We start from the raw sequence: 24,422 nt of genomic DNA on the forward strand, positions 1-24,422 counted from the left end.
CAGGCTCATCGCTCATACCAAGGCAGTGAAGTTACGGCTCGGGAGGATGTGTCCAGGGTTTTTGAGCTGTGGATTTGCCGCCTCGCCGCGCTGCTCATCCTGGCGCGTTCTTCGGCTTCCAGTTCATCGTCACGCTCTACCTGCAGGAGCTGCGCGGCTGGTCGTCCCTGCAGGCCGCTATCGCGCTGATCGTCATGGGCTGCGACGCCGTGCTGGCGCCCACCCTCACCCCGCGCCCGGTGAATCGCTACGGCAACAGTCGGTGATCTTCATCGGCTTCCTGCTGGCGATCGTGGCCTACGGGCTCTTCCTGCCGGTCGAAATGGGCTGGTCAACGCGGCGAGGTTCCCGAGCCCGATCATCGCAGGCACCGCCTTCGCTCTCGCCTACGGCCCGCTCACCATCGCGGCGACCGACAGCGTGGCCAAGGAGGAGCAGGGCCTGGCCGGCGGGCTGCTGTACACGTTCACCCAGTTCGGCTCGGCGGTCGGGATCTCAGCGGTGACCGCAGTGTACGGGATCGCCGCGGCCGGCGCCGATGGCTCCTCGGCCGACGCCGATGGACGCATACCGCACCGCGCTCGTCGTCCCGGTGGTCATGGTGCTGCTGGGGGCGGCGGTCTCCGCCTTCGGCCTGCGCAACGCCAGGCTCCCCGGCCAGCGGAAGGGCGCGGCGCCCGCGGCCCGCGACGAGGTCAGCGACGGTGTTCCGGGGTGAGCGCCCCCGTTCCTGATCCGCTTGCGCACCGGATCGCGTCCTGGAAGACGCGGTGGGCAGGGCCGAGGGCTGAGGTCCGTGCCGGATCTCACCCGATCGCACCGCGGAGGATGGTGTCGACGGTGCGGTGGGCGAAGACCGTCAGTTCTTCCGGATCCTGCTGTCCGAAAGTGGAGGCCCAAAGAGCGAAGCGGCCGAAGAGGGCCGACCAGAGGGTGGTGGCTGCGTGTTCGACGCCATCGGGCCAGCGCCGGCCTTCGTTCTCGCAGGCATGGAGGGCGGCGAGCCACTGCTGCCACAGAGCGCGAGCGGGATGGGCATCGCGCGGTATCCCGAAGGAGGTGGCGTCGTAGCCGAACATGAGGCGGTAAACGCCACGTTGGGTGCGGGCGAAGGTGCAGTAGGCGTCGGCCTGAGCGTGCAGCCGCTCGCGGGCATCGGCTCCGCAGTCGACCGCTTCGGCGTCGGCGTCGCGCATGGCAGCGACGAGACGCTCGTAGCCGTCTTCGGTGACCGCGCGGGCCAGCTCGTCCTTGTCGGCGAAGTGCAGATACATGCTCTGGGCGGCGATGCCGACTTCTCGCGCGACCTCGCGGAGGGAGACGGGAAGGGTGTCGTTCGCCACCTTCTCGTCGAGCAGGCGGCCGACGGCCGCGACGATGTCCTGGCGCAGCCGCTTGCCCTGGCCTCGGGCGTTGCGCCTGCGTACGGTGGCGGATGGCTGGTCGTTCACCTTTCTCATTGTGGTCCATGAGTCGCTTCGGGGAGGTTGGCCGGGCCCGGCCAACCTCCCCGAAGGGGGCTACGCCTGGCCGAGGGCACGCGTGGCCGTGGCCATTGCCTGGCCGGCTGCTGGGTATCCGATGTACGGGACGGTGTGGAGTACGGCTTCCAGGATCTCCTCGGGGCTGAGTCCGTTGGCCCGGCCTGCCACGACGTGGTTGCTGATCTCTGTCTGATGTCCCTGAGCCATCAGGACTCCGAGGGTGATCAGGCTGCGGTCGCGCCGGGCGAGCCCCGGACGGGTCCAGATGTCCCCGAAGACGTGCTCCAGGGCCAGTCGGCCCATGCTGGGCACGGGGCCGTCTCCGTCGGGCGCGGCCTGCATGTTCGCGGTCAGGAAGGCCGCGCCCAGCATCTCCTCCACGACCTGCTCCCCCGCCGTTCGGCGCGCACTCGCCGTGCGTCGTGCGCCGGCGGCCTCGACGTCTTCGGTCGAGCTCATGGCTGTTCTCCGTTTTCGGGCGCGGTCAGGCGGGACAACATGCCCAGGCCGGTTGCGGTGGTGGTCCCGGCGTCCACGGGGAGCACCGTGCCGGTGATCCAGCGTGACTCCGGGCCGGCCATGAAGAGCGCGGCCCAGGCCAGGTCCCAGGCGGTGCCCTCCAGTCCCAGCAGGTTGGCCTTGCGGCGCATCTCCCGGCCCTCGGCGCCGCCCTGGTCCCCCATGGGGGTGTACAGGTGCCCGGGGACCAGGCAGTTGACGCGGATGTTGTCCGGTCCCCAGGCGTGGGCGAGGTCGACGGTCAGGGACTGCAGGGCGCCCTTGCTGGGGCCGTAGGCGCCGGTGCCGAAGCCGCGCAGGCCGGCGATGGAAGAGACATTGACGATCGAGCCCCCACCGCTGCGGACGAGATGCGGGTAGGCGGCGCGGGCCACCAGCATGGGGGCGGTCGCGTTGACCGCGAAGACCCGGTCCCAGTCGGCGCGGGTCGCCGTCTTGATGTCCCCCTTGGGGGTGACGGCCGCGTTGTTGACGACCGCGTCGAGCCGGCCCGCCGTGAACGCGAAGGAGTCCACGGCGTTACCGACGGCGTCCTCGTCGGTGACGTCGGCCACCAGCGTGACGGCCTTGCCGCCGGCCTCCTCGATACGCGTGCGCGTGCGCGCGGCGCGCTCCTCACCGACGTCGAGAATCCCGACGGTGGCGCCCTGCGCGGCGAGCAGCAGGGCGGTCGCGGCTCCCGTGCCGAGGAAGTCTCCGCTGCTGCCGGCACCAGTGATCAGCGCCGCCGTGCCCTCCATACGCCTGCCACGGCCGTCGAGGTAGCCCCCGACGGTGAACGCGCCGGCGCTCACCAGGTCACCGGCAAGGACTTCAGGCCGTACACGGCGGTCTCGCTCTTGAAGTCCAACTCGTCCTCGGCGACGGCCAGCCGCAGCCCGGGGATCCGTTCGAAGAGGCGGGGCCAGGCCACCTCCATCTCGACGCGGGCAAGGTTCTGGCCCAGGCACTGGTGGGTGCCGAAGCCGAAGGCGACGTGGTTGCGGGGGTTGCGGCCGATGTCGAGCCGGTCGGCGGGGCACTCGTCCGTGTCGAAGACGCGCGGGTCATGGTTGCCGGCGACCAACGAGACGATGACGCCCTCACCCTCGCGGACCAGCTGCCCGCCGATCTCCACGTCTTCGAGAGCGACACGGCGCGGGTTGACGGCGACGATGCTCCAGTAGCGCAGCATCTCCTCCACGGTGCTGGCCGCCAGCTCCGGGTGGGCGATCAGCCGTTCGCGCTGGTCGGGGTTGACGAGAAGTGCGGTCAGGCCCAGACCCAGCATGTTCGCGGTGGTCTCGTGTCCTGCTCCGGTCAGGATCGCGACCAGACCGGGCATGGTCTCGGGCGGGAATCCATCCGGACCGGAGTGGTCCGCGAGGAGACGGCTGATCATGTCGTCGCCGGGCTCGCGGCGCTTGCGCTCGATGAGATCCGTGTAGTATGCGATCGCCTCCAGCTGTCCCTGGACGCGCTCCTCATGCGTGGCCGTCAGGTCGGCGCCGAGGTCCGCGTGCTTCTGGAAGACCTCACGATCCTCGTAGGGGACGCCCAGGACGAGGCAGATGGCCCGGGACGGCAGGGCGAGCGCGAACTCCTGGACGAAGTCGATGGGACTGTCCTTGGCGAGTATCTTGTCGATCAGCTCGTCCGTGATCCGCAGGAGCTCGTCGCGCATGGCCCGAGTGCGCTTGACGCTGAACTCCCGGGTGAGCATCTGCCGCAGCCGGGCGTGCTCGGGGTCGTCGAGGCGCAGGAAGAGGCCGCCCTGCTCCTCGCGCTGGGTGGACCAGTCGAGTGGGTACTTGGGGTGGCGCACGTCGGCGCTGAAGGACTGGCTGCCCAGGACGGCACGGACGTCGTCGTGCCGGGTGGCGAGCCAGTGCTGCGAGCCGTCCCAGATGGTGACCTTGTGCAGGCCGCCGGCCTCACGGAACTCGGCGTGCTGCGGCGGCGCGCTGAAGGGACAGGTCCGCGCGGCCGGGAAGAAGGGTGCTTCGCTCTCGGGTGCCGGGGTGGGGGGTGCGGAGGTGGTCATGTCGCCTTGCCTTCTTTCGAACGTCTCTGTTCTGGGTGAGTTGGGGGTGCGCGGTCCGCCGACGCCTATGCGGCGGACGGAGCAGCTGCGGGCCATGCGGCCCGGTCCAGGACGGCCTGCCGCCAGGTGCGCAGGGAGCGGGCCATGCCGTTGCCGAGCACGCCGTCCACGGTGCTCGGCCGGCCGTCGCTGTCGCGATGGCCGTAGACGCCGATGAATCTGCCCTCGGAGAGCGAGCCCTCCACGACCGTGAAGGCCATGTCCCGGCCGGTGGTGCCGTAGGACTGGAGCTTCAGGTCGTACTGGTCGGACCAGAAGTACGGCAGTGAGGGCGCCGGGGGCTCCGCGCCCAGCAGGGCGGCTGCGACGGCTCGACCCTCCTCCGTCGCGGCGAGCCGGTGCTCGCTGCGCCGATGGCGTCCGCTCGCCGGGTCGAACCAGGCCGCCACGTCACCCGCGGCCCAGATGCCCTCGCCCGCTCGCCCGGCCTTGTCGCACAGCACGCCTTCGACGCCGTCGCGCGTCCGATCGCCGAGCGGCACACCAGAGTCGGCGAGCCAGCCCACGGCCGGGCGAGCGCCGACGGCGACCAGCACGTTCGTCGCGTCGACGACGCTGCCGTCGTCCAGGGCCACCCCCGTGGTACGGCCGGCCTCGGAGAGCACCTCGGTGACGCCGACACCGCACCGCAGGTCCACTCCGGCGGCGCGATGGCGTTCGGCGAGCATCTGCGCCACCTCCTCGCCCAGCACGCCGACCATGGGGAGCGCCAGCGGGTCGACCATCGTCACCGGCACGCCCATGCCTCGAGCGACGGCCGCCGCCTCGGCCCCGACGAATCCGGCGCCGACCACAGCCAGCCGACTGCCTTGGGTGAGCGCGTCACGAAGACGGAGCGCGTCCGGGAGGTTGCGCAGCACCTGGCTGCCGGCCAGGCCGACGCCCAGCGAGACGGGATGCATTGCAACCGCTCCGGTGGCGATCACCAGTGCGTCGTACTCGCGCGTGGTGCCGTCGGCCAGACGCACCAGGCGGGCCTGCGTGTCCAGCCCCACGGCCGCCGTGCCCGGCAGGTGTGTGACACCGAGCGCTTCCCATTGCTCACCCGGCCGCAGCAGCAACCGGTCCGTCTCCCATTCACCTGCCAGCAGCTGCTTCGACAGGGGTGGACGGTCGTACGGCAGCCCCGGCTCGTCACCGATCAAGGTCACCTCACCGGTGAACCCGCGCCGCCGCACCTCCTCCACCACCGCCAAGCCCGTGGCCGACGCGCCGACCACGACGAGCCGCCGCGGTTGCGGGGCGGCTGTCACCTCAGCCCTTCTCGATCAGAATTGCGGCAGCCGGACACACCTGCGCGGCCTCTCGCGCGGCGGCTTCCTGCGCTGTCCCGGGCTCCGGGTCGAGCAGCACCACGATGCCGTCCTCGTCCCGCTGATCGAACACCTCCGGGGCCACAAGCACGCACTGCCCGGCAGCGCAGCATTTCTCTTCATCGACCGTGATCTTCACCCAACTGCCTTTCCCTTGAGCACAGTGCAGGCCTTTCCATCTCCCCCGCATGACCTGACACGCGTAACCTTACGACTGTCGGGTTAGAGTGGGCAAGAGATCGTGAAGCGGCATACGGAACGCCCACTTCGGCATTGCGCGGATGCGGTGCTGGTGATCGACGAGACCGGGGACGTGAAGAAGGGCACGCACACCGTCGGTGCCCGGCGCCAGTACACCGGCACCGCCGGGAGGATCGAAAACGCGCAGGTTGCGGTTTACCTCGTCTACGCGGGCTGCCGCGGGCACGCGGCGGTGGACCGTGAGCTGTACATCGCGCGCTCGTGGACGTGCGACCCGGACCGCTGCCGGGCCGCGGGCCTGGGCGAGGACACCGTCTTCGCGACCAAGCCGGAGCTGGCCGCCCGCATGATCGGCCGGTTCCTTGACGCTGGGCACCTCGTGGGCCGGGTCGCAGGCGACGAGGACTACACAGTGGCGCAGTATCTTCGATTGCGCGTGCAAGGCCAGGCTTCACCCGTGGACGGCTCACACGCACAGAGGGCCACCACCAGGCGAAGGCGGCGAACATCCGCGCCTTCGACAACCGTCGTGCCCCATCCGTGCCCTCCGGAACGGCAAACAGCGGTCAACGGCGGTGCGGCCATGCCGCTATCCAAAGCCTCTGCCGCAGCATTTCACCAGGTCAGCGACATGCAGCTATGGCAGGCGCCATTGATTCCCAAGCTCAGAGCGCGAGTTCGATGCTCGTCACCCGCTCCACGGCAAAGGCCCGGGTCACAGACCGGGCGCTGCTTATTGTCTAGACCTCCCCCGGGCAGGGCTCACCCTCTACCAGATCCTCGACGCACTCCAAGACACTCTGAGGTGCTGGAGTACCCCAGCAGTTCGTGCAGCCCGAGGAGCTGATGCACACTGTGCCACCGGAGGGTCGAGGCTCTGTGGGCGTTGATCCGTCCGCACACGGGCGAGCAGTACGAGGTCCGGCCCACCTCGCGCGGCAAAGGGGCCGATGTCACAGCTTTGGTTTTGGGAGAGCGGGGATCATTCTTCGTCAAGGCGTGCCGCAACCGGCCTGGGGGCCGCCGGGCCTCGATCGTCCGGGAGCGGCTGGTCAATCCGTCGGTGCGGGCTCTCTCGCCGACGTTGCGGTGGCATGTCGAGGGTGACGACTGGATCGTGCTCGGCTTCGAGCCCGTGGACGGACGCTCCGCGGACTTCACACCCGGCTCACCCGACCTCCCCGCGGTCGTAGGTGTCCTCGACAGCCTCGGGGAGCTCGTGGTGCGCCGGGTGAGGGGGAGACGCGGTGGGACCGGTTCGCCGATGAGGGGGACAGGGTTCATTTCCTGGGCGACGCCCTGCTGTTCACCGATGTCAACCCCGACAACTTGATGATCGGCGCGCGGCGGACGTCGATCGTGGACTGGTCGTGGCCCACCGTGGGCGCTGCCTTCATCGACCCCGCGTGTCTCGTGGTCCAACTGATCGCAGCCGGACACACAGCGGAACGGGCTGAAGCGTGGGCGGCCGAGTGCAAAGGGGTGGGCGACGGCGAATCCCGCCGCGATCGACGCGTTCACTGTCGCCACCGTGCGTATGAGCCGAGGCCAGGCGGAGCGGTTCCCGGACGCGAACTGGCTCCACGACATGGCCGAAGCCGCCCAGCAATGGGCCCTTCACCGAGGAGTTGAGGAGAAGGCGGTCATCCTCGCTCCGGGCGAGTGAACCAACGGTCCAAAGCCTGCCCGAGTCCCAACGAGCGTACGGCCCCCTGACCATGCCCGCACCCAGACCGGGCAGGACATCGCCCCAACGCTCTCGGTCGGCCGCTTGCCCATAGCGCGCCACTATCCGGGCGGGTGACCAACGGACCGTCGGCCGCCGTCCGTCTCGCATCACCACGAGCCTTCGCGTTGAGCCTGATCGATGCGCCCCGGCTGGAGGGGGGAGTCCTCGAATGAGGGCATGACGACATCCCCGGTGCCATCGGCCCGGGGTCCTGAACAGAGCTCTCAACCTGACTACCCACCCCTGCCACGGTTTGAGGAGTAGTCCGGTCTTTGCGCTCCCACGACTCGCCCGCCGCGTGAAGCGGGCAGTAGCTGCACGGGTCCAGGGGACGATGGAGTCTGCGCATCCCCCGTGGCCGCAGCCTGATGTTCAGCGTGTGCGAGCGCCTCTAACCTCGCGCTTTCACGAGGCGGGCTGTCCGACTGGTGATCAAGAAAGCAGAAAGTGCCTCTGACCAGCGAGAATGAGGATTGCTGAGGTCCTTGTTCCCGCCACCGCCGGAGGCACTTTCCAGGTGAAGAAGCGTATCGGGTCCTACCCGCGTGTCCGCGTCGAGGGCGGCGGTCGTGGGGTCGTCTCGCAGGCCGGGGCCGTGCTGCTGGTCGAGACGATCCGCAAGTCCGGTCTCGACACGGCGATATCGGCGGCGCTTGAGCCGTGGCGGAAGGCCCGGGCGGTGCACGATCCGGGCAAGATCCTGCTGGATGTCGCGCTCGCGGTGGCACTCGGCGGGGACTGCCTGGCCGACGTGGGCTTGCTGCGGGCTGAGCCGGCCGTGTTCGGGCCGGTAGCCTCCGACCCCACGGTCTCCCGGCTGATCAACACGCTGGCGTCGGGCGGACAGCGGGTCCTGGCAGCACTGCGCACCGCCCGTGCTGAAGTACGCGAACGCGTATGGCGGTTGGCCGGTGAAGCAGCGCCGGACACGGGCGGGCAGGTGATCGTGGACATCGACGGCGTCCTCGTCCTGGCCCACTCCGAGAAGCAGGACGCAGCCGCGACCTGGAAGAAGACGTTCGGCCACCACCCGCTGATGGGATTCGTCGACCACGGCCGCAGCGGGTCCGGCGAGCCGGTCGTGGGCCTGCTGCGGCCCGGCAACGCGGGCTCCAACACCGCCGCCGACCACATCGAGGCCACCAGACTGGCCCTGGCCCAGTTGCCGAAACGGCTCCGGCGCGGCCGGCAGACGCTGATCCGTACCGACTCCGGCGGAGGCACCCACGAGTTCGTCGCCTGGCTCGCCCGGCGCGGAAGGTGGCTGTCGTACTCGGTCGGCATGACCATCACCGACGCCATCCACCAGGCCGTCCTGAAGGTCCCGGCCTCGGCCTGGACACCGGCCGTCGAACCCGACGGCGACATCCGCGACGGCGCCTGGGTTGCCGAACTCGGCGGCGACTGCCTGACCGGCTGGCCCAACGGGCTGCGGCTGATCGTGCGGAAGGAACGGCCGCACCCCGGTGCCCAGTTGCGCTTCACCGACGCCGACGGCATGCGGTTGACCTGCTTTGCCACCAACACAGCGGGCGAGGCGATCGCCGCCCTTGAACTGCGCCACCGCCAGCGTGCCCGTGCTGAGGACCGCATCCGCGCCGCCCGCGCCACCGGCCTGCGCAACCTTCCCCACCATGGCGCCGCACAGAACCAGATCTGGCTGGAGATCGTCCAGATCGCCCTGGACCTGCTGGCCTGGATGCCCCTGCTCGCTCTCACCGGCAAGGCCCGCCTGTGGGAGCCCCGCCGCCTTCGGCTTCGGCTGTTCTCCGCCGCCGCGCAGCTCATCACCACCGGCCGCCGCCGCTACCTCCGCCTGGCCAGGCACTGGCCCTGGGCCGACGTGATCAGCGATGCCCTGGACCGGCTCCGCGTCCTCCCGAACCCCGGCTGACCGGCACGTTCCCGTCCCTGCGAGCAGCACCACCCCCGACCGGAGCCGTGGAACCCGGCGCCCACCCGACGCGACAACCGGGCCGTCAGCCTGCCCAGACGCCGAAACCCCCACCACAAAGAGTCCGCCAGCAAACTGACGACCCCTCATGAACGATCGAGGCTAATGGGGGAATTCATGGAGGAGTTGGGCTTCACCGACGCCGTGGGGCATGGCAGGCTCGGGACGGCGATATGCCGGTCGCAGGAGCCAGATGCGCGTGCAGAGGGCTTAAAAGAGGCTGCTCCACCTCCGTGAAACCGCGCAGCATGTACGTTGCATGCGGTGGCTGGAGCGTCACACAGGGGGAGAGGTTGAATCTTCAGCATCAGGCCGGAAACTTTGTCAATGCCTCGTGGTCATTGCTGGGCTTACGAGACTTGATCTACGAGATGGTCGACCAACTTTTCGTCGACCTCGAAAAGAACGGCGGCATGGCCGGTGATGATGACGCCGGTCGGGCGTTCGCTGCCGTGTACACACCGGCAGTGAAGATGGTCTTCGAGAAGGCTGGCAGCGCTCATCAGGTCATGGCTACGGGTGCGGGAACGCTGCTGCTTGCTGCTGAGCAATTCCTCAGGCAGGACAGCAAAGTTGCGGCCTCACTGCTCGACCAGAGCCCTGGAGCCGCTGACTTCGGTTCGCAGCCCTCCGGACCGGACTGCACACCGCGGTCCAGTCACAACGCCGAGGATCTACCGGACGTTGTGGGTGAGACAAGCTGGTCCCAGAAGTGGCTGCATCATCAACGGTTTCGTGGACAGCGTGACAAGCTCCGTAAGGTCGCCAAGAGTTGGCGTTCTGCCGCGAAGATCCTCGAGGATGCCTACTGGGACTCCGACACTGCCTGGAAGACGGCCACCCTTGATCAGGCCGGCGAAACTGCGGACGCAGCTCATAGCTTCTTCAAAACGTTCGTCGGCAAGACTGCCCCTCCGTCCGTAGTGGGCGAGGATGAGACCCTCATGGCTAATCTGCCATCAGCCTGCAAGATGCTTGCTTCCGCATGCGATGCTTACGCGGACCATATCGACACAGCCCTCGAACAGATACCTTGGGATGAGAATGAGCCCTTCCGTGGGCCTGAGTTGAGCCCCGGGCTCGGCGGCAACGGAACCGATGGCGGCCTCCATGAACTCGTCGCGTCTGACACCCACATAGCAGCGCTCGGGAAAATTCCGCGTGCGCTGGACAGTTCCAGAGCGCGTGTCCCCGTGCCGCAACCTGATGGCGATTCGCTGCCGGGGCTGCCAATCCCTCTTGCTCCGCTCATTCGGGTCCCCGCCCTGGTCCCGGCCGGCTACCGGGTACCGACTGGGCCGCGAATTCCCCCCAATCCCACCCCCGGTACCACCGGATCCCCGTTTTCCCCTCCTCAACCTTGGCCAGCAGCGGAAATTCCGCACTTGGCTGAACTCCTTGCGTGCGGGTGACGTATCTGGTGGTAAGCCCCCCGAGGTCGCCTACCAGAAGCGCGTGGCCGGATACCCTGAGTACGAGGTGCCGATCCCGCCTGGCGTCGTCAAAAGCCAGAACAACACGCTGATGGTCGACGGCTTCCGCGAAAGCGACGGTATGGCCATCGAAGCCAAGTACGTCAACAACGGGAAGAAGGAGTGCTATCGCACCCTCGATGAACTGCGTCAAAACCATCAAACGCACAAGAAGGATTTCCTCTACGACAAGGACGAAAGGGAACTCAAAAAGTACGCCGCAGCGCTCAAAGACCCCCGGAACACTGAGATGCGGGGCGTGGAGACAGTCACAAACAACGCGGACTCAGTAGCATACTGGCGCGTGATGATGGCGGCGTACGGTGTCAAAGGCTATGCGCGCTATGTCCCCTGACCAACATCGATGCAACACAATGGAGTCATCACGTGGACGCCTCCGAACTGGCTGCCCTCCGCACCATGTACATCTTCACGCCAATGGAGGGCGAAACTTGGGGCCTCACGTACCAGGACCTGGAAGCCAAGCTGCGTGAACGGGGCCCTGACGAGTTCGTCGACCTCGAACTCGGCGAGTCGATTCGGGGGACCAAAATGTACTTCGGTATCACGCTCGGGGACGAGAAGCTCGAGGGCATTGCGAGACTGTCACCGGAAGGTGTGGCCATCGATGACTGTCCCGCGCCTACGGCTGCGGCCTTCGTGAACTGGCTTCGGGAGAATATCGTTCCGGATGGGATGGCGATGACGTTCAATACTGAATGGGGACTGGAAGAGGGTCTGCCTGACGCTCCCGTACCCGATGTCCCGCGCCCACGCCTGATCGCAATCTTCCTGGCACACCTGGAGCAGACACTCTAGGCCCTCCCTTCGAGAATGCGGCGCGTAGTCGCCTCAAGCAGATGATGGCGCAGACGAGTTCGAGTAGGCCCTGGTGCAGGTCGGTACGTATCTCGTAGCGGATACGGGCGTTTGAACCGGTGCAGCCACGCGAACCTGCGCTCGACGACCCATCGGGTCTTGCCCAGGCCGGAGCGTGCGGGGCGCCGCGACGGGCGATCTTCGGCGTGATGCCGCGGGCGTACAGCGCGCGACGGTGCTTGAGAAGTCGTAGCCGCGGTCAGCGAAAAGGCGTTTGGGCCGGTGGCGGGGCGGCCGCGTCGTCCGCGGATGTGCGGGCTTGCGTCAAGGAGGGCGCGAACAGGGTCACGCCATGCCGGTTTCCGCCGGTCAGCGAGATGGCGAGCGGAGTGCTGTGCCGGTCGACGATCACATGGTGTTTGGTGCCGGGACGGCTGCGGTCGACCGGTGAAGGTCCGGAGTGAGACCCCCTTTTGAGCGCCCTGAACTCATTCTGAAGCGCTCATCGGCCCTCTTCCGGCGCCGACCGCCGGTCAGAGAGGCGATCCTGGTCGGCGGCGTCTCCGGTACGAGCCTCGGTGCGGCGACCCCGCGCCAGGTAGTCTCGGACGATCAACTCGACAGCGTCCTGCGGACTCCTCGTACCGGCCAGCAGCATCACCTCGATCGCCAGATCGCTGTCCAGGCTGATAGTGACCTTCGTCATAACGCCCCCCTGAAGGACTCTCCGCGCAGCCTACCCAGGATCGGTGGCCAACATTTGGCGATGGGTAGCTTGCGGCCCAAAGAGCAGAGGGACCGGGTCGGAAACTCGACCAGCCACGAACGGCTCATTCCGTAACGAGCTGTTAGCCCGCGATGGCCTGAAGGTCAACGGCCATGGCGGTGGCGCGGCGCGACGGGACAAGCGTGCCGAGCTCGACCGTGAGATCCGGGTCATCGCTGAGCTTGATCGCCTTGGTGCCATCCAGGCCGACTACCCGGTCGGTGCGGGGGCATGGAGGAGGGGCGCTGGATGGCGGTGCGGTGGGCGCCGGGGGACCTGATGGGACGCCTTGGCTCCAGCCCGTCACCAGGACACTCCCCGTGCGCGCGAGGTCGTAGCCGCCTGCGCGCGGTCCATGGCCACCGCGGCGGCGGCCCTTCACGCTGTCGGGTGGGCCCACGCCGACATCCAGCCCACGAACGCACGGCTCGGCTGTCCTGATCGACTACGCGCCGGTGCACGGTCCGGTGGCAGCCGGTCTGCCTGATCTGGAGACCGGTCGGGTCCCGTACCGAGGCGCTCTCACGCGCACGACCGCCCCGGAGATCGCCCGGGCCCTGCTGGACACCCCCGAGACCGGGCACGTCCGTGCCACGGCCGCGTCCGATGTGTGGGCGCTGGGGGGCAGCGCTGTTCTGGTGCTGGACGGGGCACCGGCCCGTGGCGTATCGCGGGCCGGATGGCCCGCGTACGGGGAAGCTGCGAGACATCGCCGCGGGGGGCACGCGGGACGTCGCGCCGGTACGGCCGTGGCGCTTCCCTCGGTTCGAGGACGCTGTGATGGCCTGTCCGCATCCGCATCCGGAGCCGCGCCCCTGCCCCGACGGCGTTCGAGTTCGTCTCCTCCCTGACCGGCTCGTCCTCATCCCCTCGCTTCCCCACGGGCTTTCCTCGAGCGCAGGATGGGGTGATCTTCGCACCACTCATGACCAGCGAACCCACTCGCACCGCTCGGATAGCATGTTCAAACTCACGATGATCGCCCTCATCGCTCGTCCTTCACCGGAAAACCATGCTGTCCAGCACAAAGCGTGACTTGGTTAATCAACGTCCAACAAATCGGCCAGACAATTGATATCTATAGCATCGCGGATGTTTTCGCGAATAAGCCGCACAATTGGGTTCGCCGCGTGGCGTCAACCACGGGCGATGCTGTGGGCCGCGGCGGGTGTGGTGGCCCTCGGGTTCTTCATCGCGCTGGAGCTCGCCGCGCGTCGGTACGGTCTGCCGGGGCCGATCACCACCCAGGCGCAAGAGGTGGTCCTCGCGCCCAAGTCGGGGTTCCTGTTGTACGCCGGTATGGCGTTGATGATGGTGGTGCTGACCTGGCGGGAACGATTCATCGCGACTGGTGTCGCGATCGGCATCGACGTCGTCTTCGTGCTGGTGCGGTGGGTGCTCGACGTCAAGGTGACCGAAGGCCACCCCTTCGGAAACGGCGCGTTGTGGGTGATGTTGGGCTGTGCGGTCATCGCTGTCACGCGCCGCACCGGCCGGGAACGTGCGCTGCTGCTGAAGGGCGTCGGGCTGGGTCTGCTGCTGGTGGCCGGCCGCAAGACGGGCGATACCTGGCTGCTCATCACGTCCAAGACCCGCCCGGCGGTGCTCGACCAGTACCTGGCAACCGCCGATCACGCGCTGGGCGACCCGTCGTGGCTGGTGGGCCGGATCGTCAAGGCCACCGGCCCGATCGGCAGCCATGTTCTCGACTACGTCTACATTCAGCTTGCGGTGGCCGCGGTCATCGTCACAATCTACCAGCTGCGTCACGTGGCGGTCGAGCGCCGGTTCCCGCGCCATCATCTGGTGCGCACCTTTCTGGTGATCGGCCTCGTCGGGCCGGGCATCTACATGATCTTCCCGGTGGTCGGACCGATCTTCGCCTACGGTCCGGGCGCCACCGGCACCGGCGGCGTGGAATGGGCGGTGGCCAACCTGTGGCCGCATACGCCGCCGCCGATCGCTGTCCCGCACCCGATGCCGTACGACCAGATCACCCCTCGCAACTGCATGCCCAGCCTGCACACGGCGTGGGCTACCGCGATCTTCATTCATTCCCGCAAGGGCCCACGGATACTGCGCTTCGCCGGCGCGTTCTGGCTGGTTGCCACGCTCGGCGCAACGCTGGGCTTCGGCTACCACTACGGCGTGGATCTCCTTGCCGGGGTGGTGTTCGCGCTCACGATCGAGGCGGCGCTGCGTTCGCTCGCGTATGGCTGGGACCGGTCAGGAATTCAGCTGGTCGCTCATGGCGCGACGGTTTTCGCCGCGCTTCTGGTGGCGTATCGCTGTCTGCCGGTGGAGATGGCAAAGCATCCGTGGGTGTTCGGGCCCCTTCTCCTGCTGGCGATGGGCTCGGTGGTCCATCGCTACGCACGGACCACCAAACTGTGGGAAGGGAAGGCCGTACCGGCGCCGCTGCCGGAGCCGCAACCCGAGCTGGTCTGAGGCAGGCGGTCCCCGGTGGCCCCCGGCGGTTCGGCGGTCAGATCAGGAACGCCGTCGTGGTCGACACGAAGCGGCTGGGGTCGTCGAGCCAGGGGAAGTGGCCGGCGCCGGTCTGGGTCGTGAAGTGGGGGGCGGGGAGGAGGTCGGCCAGAGCGGCCACGGCCGGGGGCGGGGAGTTCAGGTCGAACTCTCCGGCGAGGAGCAGCACCGGCTGGTGGAAGCCGGCGAGGGCGGTGCGGGTGGCGTCGGGGGCGAAGGCGCCCTCGGAGACGTAGACGGCGGCGGCCTCGTTGTTGCGCTGGGTGGCCTCGGCGGCCTGGTGGGCCTGGGCGGTGGCGTCCCAGTGGCCGTAGCGGAAGGGCGCGATGGCCTGCCAGGAGTCAGGGGTGGAACGGCCGGAGACGATCGCTTCCAGGGCCGCGAAGGCCGTCGGGAACCACGGTTCGTCCTGGCGGAGCAGGGCCGTCGCGTGGCGGTCGTCGGCGGTGATCGTGATGCCGGGCGCCATGGGGCTCGGAGTGATCAGAGCCAGTCTGCGGATGCGGTCCGGGTGGCCCTCCGCGTAGCGGAGGGCCAGATTGGTGCCGCCGGAGTGGGCGAGCAGGTCGGCGCGGTCGAGGCCGAGGTGGGCGCGGAGGGCTTCCACGTCGGGGATGAGCCGGTCGCAGCGGTAGGTGGCGGGGTCCCGCGGGGCGGCCGAGCGGCCCGTTCCGCGGAGGTGCAGCTTGATCAGGCGGTGGTGGGCGGAGAGACCGCCGAGGTCGCCCAGGTAGGCGGGGTCCTGCATCGGGCCGCCGGGGATGACGATCAGCGGGGATCCCTCTCCGAGGACGTCATAGGCGAGTTCGGTGCCGTCGGGTGCGGTGAAGGCGGGCATGGGCGGGGCCTTTCGGGAGGTACGCGGCTGGATAGGCTGCGGAGAATGGAAGCGATCGGTGACGGGCCGCTGTCGGACGGCGAATTCGAGCTGTTTCTCGGGCTGTTGAAGCGGTTCTGCGCGGATGAACTCGATCAGTGGGAGGCGTGGCGGACGCCCACTCCCTACGGGACGGTCTACGTCAACATCAGCCGGGGGCTGCCACCTGGTGACGAGCCGGGTATGTACCGGCCGATCTGAGCGTGGTCAGACGCGGTGCTCCCACCAGCCGGGGACGTCCGGCGGGGCCCCGTACGTCGTGGCGAGCACCCGGCGGTCCACCGCCCCTACCACCGCCGCGAGTTCGCGGCGGGCGCGGCGGGAGAGGGAGTGGAGCACGCGCTCCAGGCCCCGGCGGCCCTCGGGTTCCGGCTCACAGCACGGACACAGGGTGGAGGGGCCGGTGCCGCCCCGCCGGTTCGCCTCCGCCGCCTGGCGTTTCCACCCGGCCAGGTCCCGGGCGACCTCGCCGGGGTTGCCGCGGGCGCGCTCCAGGCGGTGGGTCTCGCCCAGCGTCGCCGCGGACACACCGTCGATGACCGAGGAGCGCTCGCCTCTGCGCGGGTGACGGGGGAGGGCGGCCCGTACCGCTGCCGGTGATTTACGCGGCATGGCTCCCGGGCTGGTCCGGTGTGCGGGGCGTGGGTGTCATGCGCGCAGGGTGGCACAGTCCGATTCGGCAGGCCACCGTATTTCCGGCGGGGTCCACGGTAGAAAGGGAATCATGCCGACGAGTTCGCCCGTTCCCGAGTCCGATGTCGAGGCGATGGTCCACGCCTTGTTGATCGCCTCCCGTCTGCTGCTCGCCGTCTCGGCGCGGTCCTTGGCGGCGGTGGAGGAGACGCTGACGCTGCCGCAGTTCCGGATGCTGGTGGCGCTGGACAACAGCGGGCCGCTCACGCTGTCCCGGCTGGCCGAGGAGTTGGGGGTGCAGCCGTCCACGGCGATGCGGATGATCGATCGGCTGGTGGCGGCCGGTGTGGTGGCCCGCGGTGTCTCGGCCGTGGACCGGCGGGCGAGTGTGATCTCGCTGACCGATGCAGGGCGGCGGACGGTGGAGGAGGTCACCGAGCGGCGGAAGGGTGAGCTCGCGGGGATCGTGGAGGCCATGCCGGTGGGACAGCGGCGTGGACTGATCGAGGCGTTGCAGGCGTTCACCAAGGCCGGTGGCGAGCCCTCGGGCGGGCCGTCGGGCGACGGGCGGGGGGCGCGGCGGCAGGTCGCCGGTTGGTGAGGGTGCGGCCGCGGACCCGTCCCGCGAGGTCATCGGTCGTCCGTCGTCCCGTCCGGCGGCGCGGGGGACCACAACCCCGCGGCGGTTCCCTCATCCAGGTGCCGTTCGTAGGTCACGACCTTGGTGCGGATGATGTCCAGGCAGGCGGTGAGGGCCGCGATCTTGGACTGGACATGACGTTCGTGTTCCCGCAGCAGGGCCAGACGCTCGGGCTCATTGCCCCCTCCGGCGCGGACGAGGGCGGCGAACTGCCTGATCGTGGCGATCGGCATACCCGAGGCACGGAACCGGTCGCACAGCAGGAGCCAGTCCACGTCGGCCTGTTCGTACGTACGCTGTCCGCCCGCGGTCCGGGGTATCTCCCGCAGGAACAGGCCCTCGCGCTCGAAGAACCGCAGCGCGTGCACGCTCATACCCGTCACCCTGGAAACCCTGCCGATGGACAAGCCGCCCGTGTTCTCCGCCATGGGGGCACCGTAGCTTGAGCCCGTCCGTCGCTTGATCCGGCCCATCGCTTGACCTCGCCTGCGGTCCAGCTTTTACCGTCCTTTCGCATGATCAACGAACAGCGCAGGCTGGGTACCGGATTCGGCGCGCACAGCACCGCCGACGACGTCCTCACCGGGATCGATCTGACGGGCACCACCGCACTGGTCACCGGTGGGTACTCCGGGCTCGGACTGGAGACGACGCGCGCCCTGACCCGCGCCGGAGCGCGCGTCATCGTTCCCGCGCGGCGGACCGCCACCGCCGGGGAAGCCCTGCGGGGCGTACCCGGGAGCGAGGTGCAGCCGATGGACCTGGGCGATCTCGAGAGCGTACGGTCCTTCGCCGACCGCTTCCTGGACACCGGGCGCACCCTGGACATCGTCATCAACGGGGCCGGGGTGATGGCTTGTCCGGAGACCCGGGTGGGGCCGGGCTGGGAGGCGCACTTCGCCGTCAACCACCTCGGACACTTCGCTCTCGTCGGCCGTCTGCGCCCGTCCCTCGCCCCCGGTGCCCGGGTGGTGGCCGTCGCGTCGTCGGGCCATTTCCTCTCCGGCATCCGGTGGGACGACCTCCACTTCCGTGGCGGCTACGACCGCTGGCTGGCCTATGCGCAGTCCAAGACCGCGAACGCCCTCTTCGCCCGGCACCTGGACCGGATCGGTGCCGCTGCCGGGGTACGTGCTTTCGCTGTGCACCCCGGCAGCATCCTCACCCCGCTCCAGCGCCATGTTCCGCGTGAGGAGTGGTCCGCGCTCGGCTGGATCACCGCCGACGGCCGCGCCGCCGAGGGCTTCAAGACGCCGTCGCAAGGGGCGGCGACGGCCGTCTGGGCGGCGACGTCACCGCTGCTCGACGGCCACGGCGGTGTCTACTGCCAGGACTGCGATCTCGCGGAGCCCGCCACGAGCGACGACATGCTCGTCGGCGGGGTCAAACCGTGGGCCGTGGACCCGGAGGCGGCGGCCCGGCTCTGGGGCCTCTCCGCCGAACTCACCGGTGTGGACCCGTCCTTCTGTGGCCCTGGGAGGGTACGGACGTTTCCGGGCAGGGGATTGTAGGCGAACCGACTGCGCTTCGGGCCCGCTTTGAGCACAACCGACGAAAAAGATTCTTGCTCAGTGCAAAGTTCGTGTGTTGCGTATTCCCAGGAGTCCACAGCAGTCCCTTGCACTACGGCCACGGCTCCTCAGTGACGGACCGTTGTGCCCCCAGGAGGCATGATGAAATCTCACGCCCGGAACGCACGAAGCAACGGCCCCGCCTTTCCCATGAGTCGCGTACTCGCTGCCGTGGTCGCCCTGGTGGCGATCGTCGCCGGGGTGGCCGTCTGGATGTCGCAGAGCGATGGCGCGGACGAAGGTGACTCGGTGGCGGGGCACCTGCCGTCGGCGCAGAACGCCGGAGCGGCGGCCGCCGGGTCCGGGGGACTCACCGAACTGGACAAGACCTTCCTGGTCAAGGTCCGGCAGGCCGGGCTGTGGGAGATACCGGCCGGGCGGATGGCCCAGAGCCAGGCCTCGAGCGAGGCGATCAAACGGGCCGGAATGCATCTGCTGGACGGCCACAGCAAGCTGGACCAGCTCACTCGTGAGGACGCCAAGGCCCTCAACGTCCCGCTCCCCGACGAGGCCAGTGCCGAGCAGCAGGGCTGGGTGGACCAGATGAAGGCCGCCAAGGGGCGCGAGTTCGACCAGACCTTCGTGGATCTGCTGCGCGCCTCGCACGGCAAGATCTTCATCACCATCGGCCAGGTCCGCGCCACCACCAAGAACGCCATGATCCGGCGGCTGGCCACGCAGGCCAACAACACCGTGAACGACCACATGGAGGTCCTGGAGGACACCGGTCTGGTGACCGACGCCGTGCTGGACGATGTGGCGTCCACCGTCCCCAAGTCCAAGTAGCCGCCCCGAGCGGTCGGTCACCAGGTGACCGGCAGACGCCGCTTCACCAGGTGACCGGCAGGGCCTCCAGCGGGCGTACCACCACGTTCTGCTGGTACCGCAGCTCCGACGGATGGACCGCCAGCCGCACCCCGGGGAAGCGCTCGAAGAGCCGGCGGGCCCCGATCTCCGTGATGATCTTGGCGAGATGGGCCCCGGAGCAGTAGTGGATGCCGAAGCCGAAGCTCAGATGGGCCGGTTTGGCGCGGTCGAGGTCCAGTTCGTCGGGGTGGTCGGGGAACTGGCCCCGGTCACGGTTGGTGGACATCACCGAGATGATGACCACCTCGTCGGCCGGAATGGTGACCCCGCCGATCTCCACCGGTTCGGTGGTGACGCGCTGGAGGGCGTTGCTGATCGGGCCGACGTAGCGGATCAGTTCGTCCATCGCGGCGCCCCAGCGGCCCGGTTCGGCGAGCAGCCGCCGCCGCTCCTCCGGGTGGGTGAGCAGGGCGGCGATGACCCCGCCGACGAGGCTGGCGGTGGTGTCGTTGCCGCCGGTCATCAGGGCGAAGCCGGTGGACAGGATCTCGGTGGGGGTCAGCCGCCGTTCGGCGTCGGCGTGGATGAGGGAGGACAGCAGATCCTCACCCGGCTCGCGCTCCTTCGCCGCGATGAGCGAGGACATATACGCGGACAGATCCTGGATGTTGCGGTCCAGGACCCCCGAGGTGTCGGTCGGGGAGAACGTCCGCAGCGCCTGTGACCAGCGCAGGAAGTCCGGCCAGGCGTCCGCGGGCACACCCATCAGCTCGGCGATGACGATGACGGGCAGCGGATCGGCGTAGCCCGCGATCAGATCGGTGCGGGTCCGGCCCGCCATCCGGTCGAGCAACTCGTCGGCGATCTCCAGGATCCGCGGCCGCAGCGCCTCGGCGCGGCGCGGGGTGAAGGCGAAGCTGATGGCCTTGCGCAGCGGGGTGTGGCGCGGGGGTTCGAGGTTGGCCAGATGGTTGGCCTCCTCGGGGGGAGGGGTCAGGGTCCGTCCCGAGCGGCGGGACATCAACTGGTAGTGAACATGGATGTCGCGGCTGAAGCGGGGGTCGGCGAGCGCGGCCTTGGCGTCGTCGTAGCGGGTCACCACCCAGGCGCGGCCGCCGTCGGGCAGCGCGATCTCGCACACCGGGCGTTCCTCGCGGACGTGCTCCAGCACCGGATACGGGTTCTGGGTGAACTCGTTGGTGAGCATCCAGTACTTGGAGAGTGTCCGTGTGGCGGCCATGCCGTCCCCCTCAGCTGTCCGGTAGGCGCTGTCCGGTAGGTGCTCCTGCCTCCCCGCGACCCTAGGCCCGGCCCCCGCTCCGCACAGATGTGATGCAAAGACTTCGAAGCGGGCCCCCGGCGGCCCCACCCGCCTCCGCCCCGAACTCCGTCCCGATCTCTGCCATTCGGCAGAGGTGGCAGCCCCGCGGCCCGTCCTACTCTCGGCTCATCAGCGTAGGCAGGCGTAAGCACCGCCCGGCACAGGGAGAGTGAGCCGCGTGAGCGCGACGATTTCGACGGAGACGGAACTGGCCGCCCGAGCGGTGAACGTCCACAAGCTCTATGGCACCGGCGATGCCCAAGTCGCCGCCCTGCGGGGGGTGAATGTGGAGCTGCGCCGCGGTCAATTCACCGCGATCATGGGTCCTTCGGGTTCCGGGAAGTCGACCCTGATGCACTGCCTCGCCGGTCTTGATTCGGTGAGCGAGGGCGATGTGTATGTGGCCGACATGAAGGTCAACGGAATGAGCGACAAGGAGTTGACCCGGCTTCGCAGGGAGCGTATCGGATTTATTTTCCAGCAATTCAATTTGCTGCCGATGCTGACCGCGGAGGAGAACATCCTGCTGCCGCTCGCCATCGCGAAGCGCAAGCCCTCGCCCGAGTGGCTCCAACAGGTGATCGACACGGTGGGGCTGAGCGAGCGGCTGGGCCACCGGCCGTCGGAGCTGTCCGGCGGGCAGCAGCAGCGGGTGGCGTGCGCGCGGGCGCTGGTGTCCCAGCCCGAGGTGATCTTCGCCGATGAGCCGACCGGCAATCTGGACTCGCGGTCCGGTGCCGAGGTGCTGAGCTTCCTGCGCAACTCCGTGCGGACGCTGGGCCAGACGATCGTGATGGTCACCCATGACCCGAACGCCGCCTCCTACGCGGACCGGGTGGTGTTCTTCGCCGACGGCCAGGTCGTGGCCGAGATCACCGAACCGACCGCCGAGGCCGTGCTCGACATGATGAAGAAGATCGACACGCTGGAGAAGGTGGCCTGATGTTCAAGGCGACTCTCAAGAGCGTGCTCTCGCGCAAGCTCAGACTGCTGCTGTCGGGGCTCGCGGTGGTGCTGGGCGTCACCTTCGTCTCCGGGGCGTTTGTCCTCCAGGACACCCTGGGCCGGTCGTTCGACGCCCAGTTCGCCGGCGCGTACGACGACATCGACCTCCAGGTCGCCGCGAAACCGCGGGTCGACGCCGGGGTGGGCGACGCGGCCAGCGCGCCGGTGGGGCTGGACGCGGGGACGATACGCGAGGTCGCGGGCGTCTCCGGGGTCGGCACGGCCCACGGGGAGGTGCGGGTCGAGGGCGCGCGGGCGCTCGGCAAGGACGGCAAGGTGGTGCCGGGCACCGGCGGTCCCCGGTACGGCAAGAGCTGGACCGGCGAGACCTCGCTGCTGAAGCTGCGCGAGGGCAAGGCGCCGGGCCAGGCGGGCGAGGTGGCGATCAACGCCGGACTCGCCGAAAAGGGCCACTTCTCCGTCGGCGACAGCATCGCGGTGCTGACCGGGGAGCCGAAGCGGACGTTCACCGTCTCCGGCGTCTTCGGATACTCCGGTGACCGGGACTCCATCGGCGGTGAGCAGACCGTCGCGTTCACCGAACCGGTGGCGCAGCGGCTGATGCTGGGGAAGACGGGCGAGTACTCGGCCGTCACCGTGACCCTCGCCTCCGGCGCGAAGGCCGCCTCCGTGCAGACCGCGCTGAAGAAGGAGCTGGGCGGCGGCTTCGAGGTGCGCACCGGTGAGGAGCTGTCGAAGAAGTCGGCCGACCGGTCGCGGGACGTACTGGACCTGGTCACCCAGGTGCTGCTGGGCTTCGCCGCGGTCGCGGTGCTGGTGGGCGTCTTCCTGATCATCAACACCTTCTCCATCATCATCGCCCAGCGGATGCGGGAACTGGCGCTGCTGCGGGCGCTGGGCGCCAGCCGCCGCCAGATGATCGGGTCGGTGCTGCTGGAGTCGATGGTCATCGGGCTGGTCGCGGCGGTGGTCGGACTCGGGCTCGGGGTGGGGCTCGGGGCGCTGGGCGCCTCGCTGCTCGCGGACTCCATGGCGGGGCTGGAGGTCGCCGACCTCGCCGTGCCGGCGAGTGCCGTGATCGTGTCGCTGCTGGTCGGTGTCGGAGTGACGATGCTGGCCGCGCTGTTTCCGGCGCTGCGCGCGGCGAAGGTCCCGCCGATCGCGGTCATCCGCGCCGCCGCGGCCCCGGACCGCAAGCACCGCAAGCAGACCTGGACCGGTTCGATCCTGCTGGTGGTGGGCGCGGGGCTGCTGCTGACGGGGCTCATGGGTTCGGGCGACGCCGCGGTGTCCGCCGTGCTGCCCGGGGTGCTGCTCGCGTTCATCGGGGTCGCGCTGCTCACCCCGCTGATCAGCCGGCCGGCCGTCTGGCTGCTGGGCGGGATGTTCTCCCGTTCGCTCCCGGGTCAGCTGGGGCGGCGCAACTCGGCGCGCAATCCGCGGCGTACCGCGATCACCGCATCGGCCCTGATGATCGGTGTCGCGCTGGTCACCACGCTCAGCACGGTGGCCGCGTCGGCGAAGGACAGCGTCAACAACGAGATCTCCGGCAAGCTGACGTCCGAACTGGTCGCCATGGGCGACATCGGCCAGGGCATGTCGGCCTCCATCGACCCGGCGGCGCTGCGCGCGGTGCGCGGGATCGACGGGGTGGACGCGGTGGCGGCGGCGTCGTTCGACACCGCGAAGGTCGGTACGGCCACCCAGACCGTGTCCTCGTGGGAGGACTGGAAGGCGGCGCGCGGGCTGCTGAGCCTGCGGGCCGAGGCCGGGTCGATCGACGAACTCGCCCCCGGCTCGGTGCTGATGAACAAAAACACCGCCGAGGACCGCAAGGTGAAGGTCGGGGACAAGGTCACCCTCCAGCTCCAGCGCGGTGAGCGCCGCACCTACCGGCTGGCGGGCACCTTCGAGGAGATGGCGCTGGCCAACAGTGTGGTGGTGCCCTGGGCCGATGCCACCGAGGGCTTCCGCTACGCCCAGCCGTCGCAGGCGTACATCAAGCTGGCGCCGGGCGCGTCGGCCGCCTCGGTCCAGCCGCGGGTGGAGAAGGCGCTCCGGGACAGCCCCGAAGTGACCGTCCAGTCCAAGGAGAAGGTCGCGGAGAAGTTCAACGACGGCTTCGACATGATGCTGAACGTGGTGCAGGCGCTGCTCGCGGTCGCGATGATCATCGCGGTGCTCGGCATCGTCAACACCCTGGCGCTGTCGGTGATGGAGCGGACGAAGGAGCTGGGCGCGCTGCGCGCGATCGGCCTCGGCCGGGGCCAGACGATCCGCATGATCATGGCGGAGTCGGTGGTGATCTCGCTCTTCGGCGCGGTGCTCGGGGTGGTGGTCGGTTCCGGATTCGGACTCGCGGTGGCGCGCTCGATGAAGTCCCAGGGCGTCAGCCGCCTGTCGCTGCCGTGGGCGCTGATCGCGGTCTATCTGGTGGGTGCGGCGCTGGTCGGGATGCTGGCCTCGCTGGGACCGGCCCGGCGGGGCGCCCGGCTCAATGTGCTGAGGGCGGTCACCCAGGAGTGACGCTCCGGCCGTGACAGGCCGCGTGCCCCCCGCTTCCGGAACGTGTCGCGGAAACACCGAAAAGACTCCCGCGGTGCCTCGAAAATTCCCCCGACGAGGCACCGCGGGGCTGTCCTACCCATACCGCGGCGCACCGCATTGCAGCTTCCTGCACCGGCTGTTGCCTTTCGAGATCAGTTACGTTGATATGGGTTCGACGGATCGGATGACCGGTGCTGTGGAACCGGTTCTCGGCAGCCCAGAAGGCAGCCGAA

At 69.0% G+C, this 24,422-nt stretch carries 23 protein-coding genes and 2 pseudogenes; 14 read left to right on the forward strand and 11 right to left on the reverse strand.

From position 1 onward, the window contains the following. Window positions 1-107: 107 nt before the first annotated feature. Window positions 108-718: pseudogene (locus HUT19_RS43145) on the forward strand (MFS transporter); the annotation flags it as partial. Between the two features lie 88 nt (window positions 719-806). Here HUT19_RS43145 and HUT19_RS22845 read toward each other — a convergent pair. From HUT19_RS22845 to HUT19_RS22870, 6 genes are all read right to left on the reverse strand, one after another. Then, the gene (locus HUT19_RS22845) at window positions 807-1,460 is read right to left on the reverse strand and encodes a TetR/AcrR family transcriptional regulator (RefSeq protein ID WP_176182245.1); all 654 of its coding nucleotides are present in this window, start codon (window positions 1,458-1,460) and stop codon (window positions 807-809) included. A gap of 60 nt (window positions 1,461-1,520) precedes the next feature. Then, window positions 1,521-1,943, reverse strand: coding sequence for a carboxymuconolactone decarboxylase family protein (locus HUT19_RS22850; protein WP_217712278.1), 423 nt, complete (start codon window positions 1,941-1,943; stop codon window positions 1,521-1,523). Then, window positions 1,940-2,797, reverse strand: a complete 858-nt coding sequence (locus HUT19_RS22855; protein ID WP_254885724.1) for an SDR family NAD(P)-dependent oxidoreductase — start codon at window positions 2,795-2,797, stop codon at window positions 1,940-1,942. Before HUT19_RS22855 ends, HUT19_RS22850 begins: the two co-directional genes overlap by 4 nt. Beyond that, a complete protein-coding gene (locus tag HUT19_RS22860; protein WP_176182246.1) occupies window positions 2,794-4,026 on the reverse strand; it encodes a cytochrome P450 in 1,233 nt (410 codons plus the stop codon). Before HUT19_RS22860 ends, HUT19_RS22855 begins: the two co-directional genes overlap by 4 nt. Window positions 4,027-4,091: 65 nt before the next feature. Further along, complete coding sequence (locus HUT19_RS22865; RefSeq protein WP_176182247.1) at window positions 4,092-5,339, reverse strand: NAD(P)/FAD-dependent oxidoreductase; 1,248 nt, start codon at window positions 5,337-5,339, stop codon at window positions 4,092-4,094. A gap of 1 nt (window position 5,340) precedes the next feature. Further along, entirely contained in the window at window positions 5,341-5,538 is a 198-nt protein-coding gene (locus HUT19_RS22870) for a ferredoxin (protein ID WP_176182248.1), read from the reverse strand. Window positions 5,539-5,637: 99 nt separating this feature from the next. Here HUT19_RS22870 and HUT19_RS44010 point away from each other — a divergent pair, with 99 nt between their 5' ends. The 6 genes from HUT19_RS44010 to HUT19_RS22900 all read left to right on the forward strand — a co-directional run bounded on the left by HUT19_RS44010 (window position 5,638) and on the right by HUT19_RS22900 (window position 11,574). Beyond that, entirely contained in the window at window positions 5,638-6,447 is an 810-nt protein-coding gene (locus HUT19_RS44010) for a transposase (RefSeq protein WP_303332599.1), read from the forward strand. Window positions 6,448-7,131: 684 nt separating this feature from the next. Further along, entirely contained in the window at window positions 7,132-7,266 is a 135-nt protein-coding gene (locus HUT19_RS44015) for a hypothetical protein (protein ID WP_303332032.1), read from the forward strand. 580 nt (window positions 7,267-7,846) lie between these two features. Then, the gene (locus HUT19_RS22885) at window positions 7,847-9,223 is read left to right on the forward strand and encodes an IS1380 family transposase (protein ID WP_176178549.1); all 1,377 of its coding nucleotides are present in this window, start codon (window positions 7,847-7,849) and stop codon (window positions 9,221-9,223) included. Window positions 9,224-9,576: 353 nt separating this feature from the next. After that, the gene (locus HUT19_RS22890; protein WP_176182249.1) at window positions 9,577-10,695 is read left to right on the forward strand and encodes a hypothetical protein; all 1,119 of its coding nucleotides are present in this window, start codon (window positions 9,577-9,579) and stop codon (window positions 10,693-10,695) included. A gap of 43 nt (window positions 10,696-10,738) precedes the next feature. After that, on the forward strand, window positions 10,739-11,110 hold the full coding sequence (locus HUT19_RS22895; protein WP_254885725.1) for a restriction endonuclease fold toxin-2 domain-containing protein: 372 nt from the start codon (window positions 10,739-10,741) through the stop codon (window positions 11,108-11,110). A 32-nt stretch (window positions 11,111-11,142) separates the two neighbouring features. Next, a complete protein-coding gene (locus HUT19_RS22900) occupies window positions 11,143-11,574 on the forward strand; it encodes a hypothetical protein (protein ID WP_176182251.1) in 432 nt (143 codons plus the stop codon). 19 nt (window positions 11,575-11,593) lie between these two features. On the opposite strand, the pseudogene HUT19_RS22905 reads toward HUT19_RS22900, so the two are convergent. Further along, window positions 11,594-12,115: pseudogene (locus HUT19_RS22905) on the reverse strand (IS5 family transposase); the annotation flags it as partial. 1,374 nt (window positions 12,116-13,489) lie between these two features. On the opposite strand from HUT19_RS22905, the gene HUT19_RS22915 reads away from it, so the two are divergent. Beyond that, a complete protein-coding gene (locus HUT19_RS22915; RefSeq protein ID WP_176182253.1) occupies window positions 13,490-14,788 on the forward strand; it encodes a phosphatase PAP2 family protein in 1,299 nt (432 codons plus the stop codon). Window positions 14,789-14,825: 37 nt separating this feature from the next. Here HUT19_RS22915 and HUT19_RS22920 read toward each other — a convergent pair whose 3' ends face one another. Further along, complete coding sequence (locus HUT19_RS22920) at window positions 14,826-15,665, reverse strand: alpha/beta fold hydrolase (protein ID WP_176182254.1); 840 nt, start codon at window positions 15,663-15,665, stop codon at window positions 14,826-14,828. 45 nt (window positions 15,666-15,710) lie between these two features. On the opposite strand from HUT19_RS22920, the gene HUT19_RS22925 reads away from it, so the two are divergent. Next, on the forward strand, window positions 15,711-15,905 hold the full coding sequence (locus HUT19_RS22925; protein WP_176182255.1) for a hypothetical protein: 195 nt from the start codon (window positions 15,711-15,713) through the stop codon (window positions 15,903-15,905). Between the two features lie 6 nt (window positions 15,906-15,911). Here the strand turns inward: HUT19_RS22925 and HUT19_RS22930 are convergent, their stop codons facing one another. Then, window positions 15,912-16,316 carry a hypothetical protein gene (locus HUT19_RS22930; RefSeq protein ID WP_176182256.1) on the reverse strand — a complete coding sequence of 135 codons (405 nt, stop codon included), beginning with the start codon at window positions 16,314-16,316 and terminating at the stop codon, window positions 15,912-15,914. Between the two features lie 112 nt (window positions 16,317-16,428). On the opposite strand from HUT19_RS22930, the gene HUT19_RS22935 reads away from it, so the two are divergent. Then, window positions 16,429-16,938, forward strand: a complete 510-nt coding sequence (locus HUT19_RS22935) for a MarR family winged helix-turn-helix transcriptional regulator (protein ID WP_176182257.1) — start codon at window positions 16,429-16,431, stop codon at window positions 16,936-16,938. A gap of 29 nt (window positions 16,939-16,967) precedes the next feature. On the opposite strand, the gene HUT19_RS22940 is transcribed toward HUT19_RS22935, so the two are convergent. Beyond that, window positions 16,968-17,405 carry a MerR family transcriptional regulator gene (locus tag HUT19_RS22940; RefSeq protein WP_176182258.1) on the reverse strand — a complete coding sequence of 146 codons (438 nt, stop codon included), beginning with the start codon at window positions 17,403-17,405 and terminating at the stop codon, window positions 16,968-16,970. A gap of 87 nt (window positions 17,406-17,492) precedes the next feature. Here HUT19_RS22940 and HUT19_RS22945 point away from each other — a divergent pair, with 87 nt between their 5' ends. Together HUT19_RS22945 and HUT19_RS22950 are read left to right on the forward strand one after the other, a co-directional pair. Next, a complete protein-coding gene (locus HUT19_RS22945) occupies window positions 17,493-18,488 on the forward strand; it encodes an SDR family NAD(P)-dependent oxidoreductase (protein WP_176182259.1) in 996 nt (331 codons plus the stop codon). A gap of 210 nt (window positions 18,489-18,698) precedes the next feature. Next, window positions 18,699-19,334 (forward strand): DUF4142 domain-containing protein, encoded by a 636-nt coding sequence (locus HUT19_RS22950; RefSeq protein ID WP_254885726.1) that lies wholly within the window; start codon window positions 18,699-18,701, stop codon window positions 19,332-19,334. 43 nt (window positions 19,335-19,377) lie between these two features. Here HUT19_RS22950 and HUT19_RS22955 read toward each other — a convergent pair whose 3' ends face one another. Continuing rightward, complete coding sequence (locus HUT19_RS22955; protein WP_176182261.1) at window positions 19,378-20,595, reverse strand: cytochrome P450; 1,218 nt, start codon at window positions 20,593-20,595, stop codon at window positions 19,378-19,380. A gap of 259 nt (window positions 20,596-20,854) precedes the next feature. Here HUT19_RS22955 and HUT19_RS22960 point away from each other — a divergent pair, with 259 nt between their 5' ends. Both HUT19_RS22960 and HUT19_RS22965 read left to right on the forward strand, forming a co-directional pair. Then, window positions 20,855-21,619, forward strand: a complete 765-nt coding sequence (locus HUT19_RS22960) for an ABC transporter ATP-binding protein (RefSeq protein ID WP_176182262.1) — start codon at window positions 20,855-20,857, stop codon at window positions 21,617-21,619. Then, window positions 21,619-24,168, forward strand: a complete 2,550-nt coding sequence (locus HUT19_RS22965) for an ABC transporter permease (protein ID WP_176182263.1) — start codon at window positions 21,619-21,621, stop codon at window positions 24,166-24,168. The genes HUT19_RS22960 and HUT19_RS22965 overlap by 1 nt, the downstream gene beginning before the upstream one ends. Window positions 24,169-24,422 lie beyond the last annotated feature (254 nt).

Source organism: Streptomyces sp. NA02950, assembly GCF_013364155.1.
Lineage (GTDB): Bacteria > Actinomycetota > Actinomycetes > Streptomycetales > Streptomycetaceae > Streptomyces.